This is a genomic window from Niabella aurantiaca DSM 17617 (genome assembly GCF_000374125.1).
Taxonomy (GTDB): domain Bacteria; phylum Bacteroidota; class Bacteroidia; order Chitinophagales; family Chitinophagaceae; genus Niabella; species Niabella aurantiaca.
In genome coordinates this window covers 247,829-260,690 of sequence record NZ_KB893625.1, presented here as the reverse complement: position 1 = coordinate 260,690, position 12,862 = coordinate 247,829, and the positions used below count along the sequence as shown (strand labels likewise).

The following is a 12,862-nucleotide window of genomic DNA, read 5'->3' as shown; positions in this document are numbered from 1 at the left end:
TCAGTATTTTAGCGAACGGGTAAACTAATTATAAAGGTAGTACCTCTTCCTGTTTCTGTAAATACCTGAATGGAGCCATTGTGCTTTTCGATGATCCCCTGAACGATGGACAGGCCCAATCCGGTTCCTTCCCCTACATCCTTGGTTGTAAAAAAAGGATCAAAGATCTTGTTCCGGACCTCCTCCGTCATCCCCGAGCCATTGTCTCCGATGCTGATCTTTACCTGCCCTTCCTGTTCCCAGGTTTTAATGGTCAGTATGCCGATATCCGGCTCCTTCCGCATTCGTTCGCATATGGCCTGAACGGCATTGGTAACAACATTCATGATCACCTGGTTGATTTTACCTGGCTCACATTCTACCAGGGGGATGTTACCCAGCTCTTTTACCAGCTGAAATTTTTGCGGAAAACTGTTCTTTACCAGCAGGAGCGTGGATTCGATCCCTTCATTGAGATTGACACTTTTCCAGCTGGCTTCGTCGACCCTTGCAAAACTTTTCAGCCCTTTTACGATCTCTGAAGTGCGGTTCGCTCCTTCCTTTATCCCCGAAAGAAGGATCGCTATTTCCTCATAAACATATTCCAGGTCGATCTCCTTTTTATACTTTTCGATGTCCTGCAGCTGGGAGGACAGCTCCTTCGACAGATCCAGTTTTTCGTACCTCCGGATCACCTGTTGCAGATCTGTAACATCTGCTTCCAGGGGACGGATGTTTGAAGTTACGAAATTAATGGGGTTATTGATCTCATGGGCGATCCCCGCTGTCAGCTGACCCAGCGAAGCCATTTTTTCATTTTCGACCAGTTTTGCCTGTGTATGCTGGATCTGGTTCATGGCTTCTTTCAATTCCTCGTTGGTTTGCTGCAGCTCTTCTGTACGACTTTTTACTTCCTTTTCCAGTACAATGTTCTGTTCTTTTATCAGTTGCTCGTTCTCTCTTGAAACGCGTAACGCTTCCTTCCGGGCCAGCTCCTCCTCGCGGCGATAGGTATTGATCTTGTCTGCCAGCGCCAGGGAAAGAAGTACCGCCTCCACTGCCGATCCGATCTGCAACGCATAATAGGTAAGGTCATTGTAAGGAAGCAACCCGGCATTCCGGAGCACAAAAACGATCACACTGCAGAGGAATACCGACCATGCCAGTAACAGGATCCTTGCAACTCTTATTTTCCGGTAGCTCAGCCTGCTCAGCATCACTAATACGTAAGCAGATCCGGCCGCCGCAACAAATTGCACTGTAACCTGGGCTTCCTGCTGGAGTTTTAAAATACTCAGCACAAAGGCTACACAATAAGCAGCCTCAATGATCAGCATCCGCCGGTTCAGCTTTGCAGACAACTGTTTCAGGTTCAGGAACTGCCTTATAAACTCTGCGGCAGCAATGCCGTTGAAGAACGGGATCATTACATTGGCATAGGTATTGATTGCCGGATGATTGGGCCATAAAAACCGGAAGGCATACCCCTGCAGCATGGCCTGGCTCAACCCTACGAAGAGCACATAGAGGATGTAGTAAAAATAACTTTTGTCCTTTGTGGAAAAAAGCAGGAAAAAGTTATACAGGAACATCACCATAATCAGCCCGGTGTACAAACCAAAGACCAGGTCTTTTATGGCCAGGCTTTCGCGAACGGGTTTGGTGGCGCCCACTTCTATGGGAACGAGTATCTGTTCCCCTGCACGCAGTCTTATATACACCAGCTGCTCGCCGCCTTTTGCCAGGGAAAGATTAAACAGGTAATTCTGATTCTTATTGATCCGGCTGTTAAATGGCTTCCCCTCCGAAATGGTGACGGAATCGAGAATGGTTGTATCCTCTTTTACTGCAAAGAACTGAACCTCATCCAGTGTGGGATGATTGAGCGCGATCAACAGACGGGAAATATCGGTGTTGTTCCGGAGCCGGATCCGTAACCAGAATACAGAATGGCTTATAAAAAAACTGGGCACCTGTCCTTTAAAGGACTGAAAGGGCAGCTGTGCTACTTCCGGAAACGTATACTGGCCTTTTCCATCTTCCAGGTATTCAATTTGGCTTTGCGTAACCAGGTATGTTTTTTCACTGTCATCGATGTTCGTCAAACGCTGTCCTTCTGCGCGAACGAAAAAAAAAGAGAAAAAAAATATGGTTATCAGCTTATACATTGCATTAGCCGGTTATATCCAGCTGATAGTCTACCATCAGCTGTCCTTTGGGACCATCTTCCGGTGTTTGCTGTACCGGGCGCTCTACGATATTAAAGATCCGGGTTCTTTCTTTTTCATCGGCTTTCGAAAGGACCGAGCAGTCGTTGATCGCCATTGCAGTGGCTATAAAGTCGTCCTTGGGATAAAAAAAGTTCCCGTTGTTGCCCAGCGATGTTTCAATCTCCGCCCCCATTCGCTTACCCATTCTTACGGTAATGGGCGCCGCCAAAAACAGCACTTTGGTAGACTTCAGCATACAGGCAACTGCCACCCCGGCACGGCTCATAAAAAAACTACCAATACCCCAGCCCACTACCTCCGTGGAATTCCATAAACCGCAGATCTCCGAAACCCCGGGCTGGCCGGCCATTGTATGTACGGACGGGTCGTACTTGCTGATAGCTGTTTCGATGGGCAGCTGCAGTTTTCCGTCTGCCATCTGAACTCTTGCGCCGCCATACACTTTGGTCCTTTCTTTATCTTCCGCAACGATCACAAATGTGTTATCATGATACATCCAGTCCTGATTGCTGGATGTAATGGCAACAATGCCAAAATGTAATTCAAGCAGCCGACGATGACCTTCGATAAAATTCAAACACGTAACGGGGTCAGTAGTAGCTCTGAACGCTCTTATTACAATTTCCAATGGTCGGTATCTTATTTTATTAAATCATTAAAATCAATATAATACCTGCCGGAGCTCTGTATCTCGGACAGTAAAATCCTTCTGCAGGTATCCGTAACCATGGCTCCGCCCAAAACAACGGAAGAGGCAAGTTGCGGCCAAGCATTTATTGTTTTGTTCATTTCTCCAAGTGATCTTTTCATTCTGTCAGAAATTTTTGTAAGATCAAATATCTTGCCCAGAATAACAATTTTTTCTTCATTTGACAATCCTTTTAGTTTTTCGGTGTCCATCCCTTCGTCAATACTGCCATGGAATATGGGCCTTTCCGGCTCCAGGTCAAACCGCTCCACATCCAGCATTCCCCGGTCGTTTGTATCCATTACCACCGGTATTCCCAGCGACCGGGCTTTTAACCTGCTGGATATTTTTACATCAATACCGTCGCATTCTTCAACAAGGATGTCAATTTTTCCGTTCTCCGAAAAAAAGGCATCCAGATTCTCGTCCGTGATCCCTTCCTCGAAGCAGCGGACATCCAGAAAGGGATCCAGCTCTGCGATCTTCCGTGCAGCCAGGACCGCTTTATTCAACCCGATGTCCTGTACCGCCACATTCAAACGGTTCATATTGCTGAGTTCAATGGCATCAAAATCAGCCAGATGCAGGGCACCACATACCCGCTCCATGGCAAGCGTAAAAGCAATCGACTGGCCTACCGATAAGCCGATGACCCCTATTTTCTTTGTCCGGAGGATATCCCTTTCCTCAGGGGTGATCTTATACGTGTTCCTGCTGGTTCTCACGGCAATGAACGCTTCCTCATCCAGCAGGTGCACCATTTTTTTTGACCAGGGGTAATATACCCAAACCCCGTATTCTTCCGGGGTAAGCCCCCCCAGCGCTTCCTCCATAAACCGGCCCGGGTCGTCGCCGGGCTTTAGTCTTGTAAAATAAGAAATCTTTATGTATTCAAGCAGTTGATTTGCGATCTGATCATAAATAGTCAGGTCTTTTACGGTGCGCCGAAGTTCCCAAAACCGTTGCCGCTCTTCTTCGTGGTATATCCTGAAAAACAAGGGTCTGTAAACATTATCGGAGGCGGATGCCGCCTGCAGCCAAGCGGATTCATGAGCAGCTGCGCTTTTTTCCATAAATATTAAGTAATTTTGATTTATACAATATAGACGCAAACTTACACAAATTAATTCCAAAATAAATTATGGAGCAAAGTCTTCAGTATTCAAACGTTTTGTATGTTGATGACGAAATTCATAACCTGAATTCCTTCAAGGCCTGTTTCAGGCGCGATTTTTCTGTGTTTACGGCCCAAAGCGTGGCCAAAGCCTTACAAATATTAAAGGAACAGAAGATCCATCTGATCATCACCGACCAGAGAATGCCTGAAACCACGGGTATCGAATTTCTGGAATCCATTATAAATGACTACCCGGATATTATCCGGATGCTGCTTACAGGGTACGCAGACATCAATGCTGTGGTGGATGCCATCAACAAAGGAAGGGTGTTCAAATACATCCAAAAGCCCTGGGAAGAGGCCCTCCTCAGACAAACCATCATGGAGGGGCTGGAGTTGTACACATTTAACCTGTCGAAAAAACAAATCGCCGAAAAACTGGAGGAAAATAACCGGCAAATGGAATTCCTGCTCCGGCAATCCCTTCTTTCCTGAGTTTTTTATTGTCCCTGCTTTTTCCTATTTTTGCGCTAAACCACTGATTTTCAGTTATCCCATATCAGGCTTGCCTGTCTGTATTCCTAAAAAGGGCCAATTTGGCTGGTTATTTGTGTTTTTCTCAAACGGCAGGTACCTTATATTGCAGGATCTGTAGACGGATGCTATTTAAAAACTATAAACCTACATGATGAAAAAGTTTGCGGTATTGACAGGCGTTCTTTATTTTTCATTAACAGCCGGCGCGCAGGATACCTCTGTTACCGGCGCCCAATCGCTGCGGGACAAGGTGCTGGCAGATATTCAGAAGAATTTTACGGCAAAGACCAAGTCTTTCGACTCCACGGTATCACAGCTGGACCAGCGGATGTCGGCACTCGACAAGTCCATTAACCAGTCAAACGATGTAAGGGAGAAGGCAGACAAACTGGTTTTGCGGGTGAAGGCAGTGGAAGAAAAACAAAAAGCGATCGAGCAAAATGAGCTGAATATCTTCCAGGCCAATTACCAGTCGGCCATGGTCAATCTTATTTCCATGGAAAGGGAGATCAAACCCCTGGTCCTTTTTAATTCTACCAAAGCTTTTTTTAATTCATTGAGCGAAACCGGCAACCCCATGAATTATGACGGCTACACAAAATGGTACAATTCGTACGCCGCATTTGTAAAGGAAAAAAAGACGGAAAGCCCGGTGCTGAATGTAACCAGCAACCTGCTCACCTTTGCCAGCGGTTTTAGCAAAGGGGTACCGGTTACCGGCCCCATCACGTCCGCCCTGTTTTCGAGCATGACCACTTATATTGATAATATTGGGAAAAAGGAAAAAGCGCTGAAGGCACAAAGCGAAGAGATGCTGACGCTTACCATGAAGATCAGCCAGTTTAACTTTGACAATGGCCAGATCGAAAACGAATGGGAAGCCATTACTGCCGAACTGCAGGATCTTCAGAAAAAATATGACAAGTCGCTGAAGGAGAACCTCGGCATCATAAAGATATCGCAGGCTGATTTTAACAACAACTTTTCCCGGCAGAACGATGCAGAAAGGCGTTATCAATACCTCACCCGGGTAAGGGACGAAGCCGCCAAATTTGTGGCCAACGAAAAGAAAACCAATCCCAAAGAATGGCGCCAGGCAGCTTATGTACAGATGAACGATGTACAATCCCTGAAACAGCGCTTTGGCCAGGTCACTTTCCGTATCAGCCAGAACCTCTTAAAGTATAAGGAACTGTTTGAAAAATACCGTACGGACCCGCAACTGGGAAGCCGTATCAAGGACCTGGAAATTAAGATGAAAGAGCTGCAGGAATCATTTGATAAAACCTTTGATCCGCTGGAGTACATCAATTCTGCGAACAGGATGTATAAGGTTTAAGGGGTTAGCTTTTCGCTATCAGTGTCTTGCTTATCAGTTTGAGATCCCTGGGATTTTGTTTTTTTGAGGGGAATCTGATAATAGACCGGTATCTATTTTATTAAAATGGCTCTCCTGTTAAAGGGTTTGTGTCTCCACAAACCTTGGCCCGCGCCCTGGGGCAGTGTCCTCATTGCCCGGCCCATAAATGGATAAAAATAATTTTGATGCCGGTTCAGTATGACTCCCGCCTCAGTCGTTCAAATTTTCAAATTGTACACCGGATTGTCGGTTCTGATGAGTTGAATATTATTGAACCTGGCTTAAGATCGTCTAATGTTGGAGTCCCTTATCATTCCCATATTTTCACATTTCCCACATTCTCAAATTCTCACATCGCCAGCGCTTCCAGCAACTGTTTCCTTATTTTCCGGAAATAACGGATGCTGTTGTCGTAAGCATTGAAATTCATGATCAGGTCGTTTACAAATCCCTTTGCCCGGGCGGCATCCTTTTTTTCCATCATCTTTAAAAGCTCATAATCATAGATCCCGTCGCGCATGGCCTCAAAGCGGATTGAAGTGTACAATTTTTTATAGCCGGGATATACGATATTGGCGTCGCCTGCAGGAAGTTTGCCGCGGTCGCGGGAGGCATCATCCCTTAGCGGGTCCCGTCCGCCCCAATAGTTCAGCCCCCAGTGCAAATACCCCGTGGCTCCGTATTTATAATTGATCCAGTGCAGATACCGCGTCTGGATCAGCGGTTGCTCAATAAACCGGTTGGCGTAGTTTCCCCGCGGTCCCACACAGGTATAGAACCACACCTCCTTCCCGCTCTTTTGCAGCTCCTGGTAAAAGGTATAATCCTTGTGAAACACATCCAGCACCGGTACCCATACATCAATGCCATCCTTCAATTCTTTTGAAGTAAGCACGGCATCCATGATCTTTACACCCGGTAAATACTTTTTTACATAGCTGCTGATGGCTACATAGGACGGTGCGTTCTTCGCCGTTGGCTCATCCGAAATATGCTGTATGTATTTCTCCAGCCAGCCTTTTTGCGCCAGGTGCGCTTTTAAAGCCGGCAGGAACTGGTCGAGAAAATTCTGTGCCCTTGCATCGGTTACCGGCAGGAGCACGGACCGCATGCCATACAGATACGCGGACGGGTTGGGACCCGGCTTCAATTTCCTTGTTGCTTCATTGTCTTCCAGCGGTACTTCTACAAAAAAAGGATCATCCCAGGCCCCGGACCTCCAGGCAAGGTGGCCGCCCTCGATCCGTTTCAATGCCCCGGCTCTTTCAAACAGCTCCGCTTCCTTATCGAAGTTGGCAAAATCAAAAGTATATTTCCCGTTTTGCAACGTGTATTTGGTATTCCAGGCCGCATAGATCCGGTGCACGTTCTGGTTGTGTGCCGCCATTATATCGGCATGCACTTTCAGCAGTTGCCAGTACAACGGTGAATACAGGGTTACTTTATTTCCCTTGTTCAGCAGCTCCAGCGATACGGGACTAAAATGAGCCGACCAGTTGCTGATCCACAACGAAGTCTCCGGCACTTTTACGGGATACACTTTAACCGGAACCGTGCGCAGGAACCGTTCTTTTTTCCCATTTACCAGCCCGTTTACGCTTACCTGTATCTTGTAGATGCCGGCCGCGGTGGTTGCCGGTATGGGAATGGATACCCACAGGGGATTGATCTCCCCCTGGGCGAGCGTCAGCAATGTATCATCCACGATCGGATCGGGGAAATAGCCGGAAACCGAACGCAGCAGGTCTTTTGAAGCCGGTGTATAGCTTCGCCCGACAGGCACATAGGTGACCCAGCCCGTTTTGGCGGTAAGCTTTGAGGCATTGCCGGGTAAACAAACCGCCCGGGATGATAGCCCCCTGACCGGCCGGTTGGCCCTCAGCACCAGCTGAATGGATGCCGTTTCTCCTGCCGCCGCACGGATCGTATCGTCCTGAAGCGGGGGAAAATAGGCCCTTTCTTTGAATATCTTTTCCAGTGCATCCACCTGGTACAGGTCTGCGCTACGTTGCCCATATCCTTTTGTAAACGAAAAAACTATCGCCAGCAGCCATAACTTTCTGATCATGATCTTTTAATTTGACAGGTTTTATATTGATGAGTCTGATTCATTTTTTAAAGCCCCGGGCCTCCGGTTGCGGGTATCTTACGGAACAAACGGTACCGGAGCGGGCCGGTCAAAACAAGGGTCTGTCTTCTGCTTCCGTAATCGTCCTTACCAGCTGCGTGAACAGGTCCAGATCCGGCTTCCGGCCAATCAGCGGCTCATTCAGGAAACGTTTTCCCCAACGTACCCTGCCGGCATCCTTCTGGCCTGCGGCCCATTTGTCAAACAGCGCTGCTGCTGCTTCCTTCCGGTTCAGCCATACCAGCGCAGCTACCTGTGCCAGGGTATTGACAGAGGCTACTGCCTTATCTGAAGCCGCAACCTGTTGCAGCAGGGCGCTTCCTTCCGGCTCTCTTTTCATGCTGATCCTGACAACCGCTTCAAAGAACTGTTCCAGCCGGTTATCGATAAGATCGTCATAAGGTTTGCCCGCGCCCATATTGCGCGGCCACAGCCCGGCCTCCTTTATATAGCGCAGTGCATCTGTGTGCTTCTTATGACCAAGCGCTTCCAGTGCCAGCACCAGCTTTGTTTCTTCATAAAGCCTTCTTCCTTCCCCGGCCCCTTCAAAAGGCAGGATCTGTAATTGCTGCAATACCTGGTTAGCATCCGCATACCGGTTGTTGCGCATCAATGCCCGCACATACAACATGCCATTGATATAATCTTCCGGATGCTTCCGGCAATACGGCTCAATCACCTGTAATGCCTTATTATACGCACCGGCAGAGAGATAATAGCGCGTGAGGTAGTTTTGATACCGCCATCCGTTGCCGGTTTCTCTGGCACGCTCCAGATCCCGGCGTTGTAAAGCGGTATCTTCATCCAATGAGGCCCGCACAATATAAAACGGAGCAAAGGTCAACGGCTCATGGATGCCTTCCAGTAACTGCCGGGCTTCGCTTCGGTTATTTTTTGCGAGGTGCAGCAGTGCACGCAGGTACACCGGCTTCCAGCTTTTTGTATGGCTGGCTGCCCAGTCGAACACCGGCCCCGACTCTTCCCTGAAGGGGAACACGAAATCCGGGTCCGCCGAAAGGGCCTGTTCCAAATAGGTGGTACCCGCAGCCTGATCCCGGTTTAGATAGGCCCGCCAATACTGCAGCTCATTATGATCCGGCGACAAGGTCAACAGTTGTTTGGCCTCTTCGATACGCCCGAGCTGGTTGTACCAGATGGCCAGCTCCAGGTAGGTCTGGTACGGGAATTCATTCCGGATAGGTGCGGCCAGTGCTTTTGCGGCGGCGGCTCCCGGATCCCGGTAATATTTTTCAAACAACAGGAATGTATTCAGTGGCTCTGCCGCTGCGATCACTTTTTCGACCGCTGTATTTTCTTTTCCCGTTATCCGGTTGACCAGGTACTTCAACTGCAGCCCTTCTATATTCCGGCGGTTATTGAGCAACGATTTTTCGGCGTATTTCAATGAACCGGTATAATCCTTCTGCAGAAAAAAGATCCTGCTCATTTGTGTATAAGCCGCACTTCTGAACCCCGAAGTAAGAGCCGCCACATCAAAACCGTCGATCGCATCATTGATCCTTCCTGTCTTGAACGCCGACAATCCGTAATAATAGTTGGCCGCCGCATCGTAGGTGTCGATGCTCAGCGCCCGCTTTGCAATGTTAAAAGCTGAATCGTATTGCATCCGGTTATAAAGCAGCTGCGACAACAAGGTCAGCGCCGGAACATAATTTTTATCCTTCTCCAATGCCTGCCGTACTTTTATTTCCGCCTCCGGATAATTCTTCAGTCCCGTCAGATCCCGTGCCTGCATATACAATCCATACCCGGTGTTCCAGTTAAAATCTTCAGGAGCGGTAAGCGGTCGCTGCAATGCCTTATCATTCACCGTCCATGTATATCCCGCCAGGTGAACGGTGGCGTCCTTCCACTGACCGGCAGACAGTCCCGCCTCAAAGGTCTTGGTGACCAGCGGTTGCAATTCCGCCCACTGTGCGTACAGCACGGCTCCTTTCCGGTCGCGTATGTACAACGTATCTTTTATAAAAGCCAGGGGAGCAATCCGGAGTGCTGCGCCGTCGATCCCCGCAACACCGATCTCATTTGCATCTGTAACGCCACCCGTTCCGACAAAGGGATACCAGTACTCCGTCCATTGATCGGCGCCATAGGGAACGAACTGTGTTTGTTTGAACGGCGTCCGGCTGCTGGATATCGAGTTCTGATTGAACAGCCGGCCACTTTGCATCTCTACATATTGCCCGTCACTGTCTGTCAGCAGCTCCTTCCAGATATCCCCCTGATCGCTCAGGGCCCAGGAAAACATTTTCCGCCCCAGCTTTTCATCACTGGCCGTATAATGCAGCATTCCGAAATCCTCCCCCTTCCAGTATGCTCCAAAATACGGCTTACCACTATTGATGACGTGAACGGATTTGGAACCGCCATAGTCGTTCTCTTTCCATTGCGCAACATCCTTTCCGGCAGCGGTATCATAGGGCCACTGAACCACCTCACCGGAGTGACCGATCGCTGCGGTACCGGGGTACACCAGTTGCAGGTCTTTTTTTGCATAGACCGCCGAATTGGACCACTGGTAATAGGGTTGGTCCGTAGCAGTGGCATTGAACCAGAACGAGCGGGTTGTAAAAAAGGCCTTATCTTTTTCCAGTTTGATCTCCACATTCCAGCGGGTCCGGGTCAGCATCTCCAGGCATCCGATAATGCAGCTGACACTACCATCTTCAGCGGTGCTCAATTTGTAATCAACCGGAGTGGCCGTGTTGGGCGTATGGCCGATCACCCCATAGTTAAATTCAACACCCCCGCTGGTCCAGGGACCGCGCATCGCAATGTCCCTGAACTTTACCACACGGTTATTGTACAGAAAATACCGCCGGTGCACTTTGTCATAAGCAGACCATACCTTGCCCCCGATCTCCGGAAACACTTCCACCCGGATAAAATCATTCTCCAGTTGCACCACCTTCCATTCCTTCCGGACAGGCGTTGCCGTAAAGCCATCAAACCGGAAATAGGGATATATTTTTTCAAAGGACGGAACCGGGTTCGGATCTGAGAAAGGATAGGTCACATAACTTTTTTTCAGCTCACGGATCACCGCTTTTTTTTGCGCAGTCAGGGACAGGCAAAAGAACAGCAGTACCGTCATACAGAAGCAACCTCTTTTCATGTGTAGTTTTTGTCGAATTTACTCAATCTGGTCCGAAGATCTCTATGCAAACGTTTGTCTTTAAAAGACATCCATCGTGGAAGCCGTATAAAGATCGCTCCCCCGCAGACACCGCAATGGGTATCTCATTTATTCCAATAGTACATCCGACCTGTATTGTTCCCGGCGCTGCCTTGCTTCCATTTGACGAGGGTTAGCACCGGGCGATATCCTATTGAGCCGGGCTGTTTGCCCTGGTGATCATCCGCCCGACCCATAATAAAAAAGCCAGCTATCAAAATCACTACAGCAGCTATTTTAACGGCCTTGTAAACCTTCTCTGGCAATCATCTACCGTTCAAATGAAAGAGCAGCCGGGGCTCCTGTTAAAAAAATCCGGAACTCAAGCAGTCTCCTTAAAAAGCGAATCATTCCATAAAATGGCAACCTTCTCAATCGCTCGTTAACTGACTAATGGCTAAAGCAATCAAAGCCCGCCAGAACGTTTCTAAACAATGCGGTCAAAGCCAACCGGTGCCAGTCTATGATACCAGCGCTTCTTCAAGCTTTAAATTTTGTCTCAGCGAGGTACCTTTAAGATCCAGCCGGTGGGCCTGGTGCAGAATCCTGTCAAGAATCGCATCTGCAATTATTTGTTCACCAATGACATCATCCCATTGGCTTACCGGCAGCTGGGAGGTAATGATCAACGCACCTTTTCCAGATCGGTCCTCTATAATCTCCATGAGTGCTGTGCGGCTTTGAGCATCAAGGGGCTGAAGACCAAAGTCATCCAGTATCAGCAGCTGTTGCCGTTCAATTCGGTTCATCTCCCTGAAGTAAGAGCCATCGGCCTTGCGCATTTTAAGCATTGCAAACAACCGGGCTGCACTGTGGTACATAACCCGGTAACCCTGACTGCATGCATGGTAGCCCAGCGCTGAAGCAATATAGCTCTTACCGATGCCGGTACAGCCTGTAATGAGCACGCATCCTCCTTTGTCAATAAACCTACAATCGGCAAGTTCCATCACCTGATTCCGGTCGAGGTTTCGGTCCACATCATAATAAAGGTCGTTGATATCAGCTTTATAGCGGAACCGGGCATTTTTGATCCGCTGCTCGGTATTACGGTTCCGGCGGTCGTCCCATTCTGCCTCCACGAGCTGGGCAATCAATTCATCGGCTGTATATAAGCCGGATTTTTCGGCGTTGAGACCGGTTGTTACGACCTGGTGCATGCCCAGCAGTTTCATTTGTCTCATTTTGTCGAGTGTTGCGGCATTCATAATCTGTATGATTTAAACGTTGAAAAATAAAAATAGCTTCGCCCGGTATGGCCTCAAAAGGCAGTGGCAATGTTCTTTTCTCCCCCCGGCAGATGCCCGAATCCAACATCCATTCCAGCATTTGCGCTACCGCCCGAAAGCAGCATACGTCCTGATCCGATATCTTTCGGAATGTTCTTCTGCCCGTTCCCGTATACTTCGCATCTGCAATTTCGTTCATTTTCCGGTAACGTTACCGTTAATTTTATCCCCAATTCGACCGCACCTGGTTATTATGGCTTTCTACTAATTATAACTGTGTCAAAATCGGCGGAATATTGTTTTAACAGGTTGCAACTGACGCCGGTTTGTTCTCCAATATTAACTCACAGATCCTTGTAAATACAAGTCTATCTCCCATCATGTATGGATCATGCAA

The 12,862-nt window shown here is 48.4% G+C and carries 8 protein-coding genes; 2 read left to right on the top strand and 6 right to left on the bottom strand.

The window, feature by feature from the left end:
• Window positions 1–8 precede the first annotated feature (8 nt).
• Genes B160_RS0101040 through B160_RS0101030 form a run of 3 tightly spaced genes read right to left on the bottom strand, consistent with a single transcriptional unit; the run spans window position 9 to window position 3,971 of the window.
• Window positions 9–2,147, bottom strand: coding sequence for a sensor histidine kinase (locus tag B160_RS0101040; protein WP_018625981.1), 2,139 nt, complete (start codon window positions 2,145–2,147; stop codon window positions 9–11).
• Between the two features lie 4 nt (window positions 2,148–2,151).
• A complete protein-coding gene (locus B160_RS0101035) occupies window positions 2,152–2,838 on the bottom strand; it encodes a hypothetical protein (RefSeq protein WP_040679219.1) in 687 nt (228 codons plus the stop codon).
• 11 nt (window positions 2,839–2,849) lie between these two features.
• Complete coding sequence (locus B160_RS0101030) at window positions 2,850–3,971, bottom strand: ThiF family adenylyltransferase (protein WP_018625979.1); 1,122 nt, start codon at window positions 3,969–3,971, stop codon at window positions 2,850–2,852.
• A 68-nt stretch (window positions 3,972–4,039) separates the two neighbouring features.
• Between B160_RS0101030 and B160_RS0101025 the strand changes: the two genes are divergently transcribed.
• Together B160_RS0101025 and B160_RS0101020 are read left to right on the top strand one after the other, a co-directional pair.
• Window positions 4,040–4,510: a response regulator gene (locus B160_RS0101025; RefSeq protein ID WP_018625978.1), complete on the top strand. Its 471-nt coding sequence runs from the start codon at window positions 4,040–4,042 to the stop codon at window positions 4,508–4,510.
• Between the two features lie 190 nt (window positions 4,511–4,700).
• The gene (locus B160_RS0101020; protein WP_018625977.1) at window positions 4,701–5,891 is read left to right on the top strand and encodes a hypothetical protein; all 1,191 of its coding nucleotides are present in this window, start codon (window positions 4,701–4,703) and stop codon (window positions 5,889–5,891) included.
• Window positions 5,892–6,261: 370 nt separating this feature from the next.
• Here B160_RS0101020 and B160_RS28120 read toward each other — a convergent pair whose 3' ends face one another.
• The 3 genes from B160_RS28120 to istB form a co-directional block, all read right to left on the bottom strand.
• Window positions 6,262–7,980: a DUF4091 domain-containing protein gene (locus B160_RS28120; protein WP_018625976.1), complete on the bottom strand. Its 1,719-nt coding sequence runs from the start codon at window positions 7,978–7,980 to the stop codon at window positions 6,262–6,264.
• Window positions 7,981–8,089: 109 nt separating this feature from the next.
• Window positions 8,090–11,155 carry a DUF5107 domain-containing protein gene (locus B160_RS28115; RefSeq protein ID WP_018625975.1) on the bottom strand — a complete coding sequence of 1,022 codons (3,066 nt, stop codon included), beginning with the start codon at window positions 11,153–11,155 and terminating at the stop codon, window positions 8,090–8,092.
• Window positions 11,156–11,697: 542 nt separating this feature from the next.
• On the bottom strand, window positions 11,698–12,444 hold the full coding sequence (gene istB / locus B160_RS0101000) for an IS21-like element helper ATPase IstB (RefSeq protein ID WP_018625973.1): 747 nt from the start codon (window positions 12,442–12,444) through the stop codon (window positions 11,698–11,700).
• Between the last annotated feature and the right edge of the window lie 418 nt (window positions 12,445–12,862).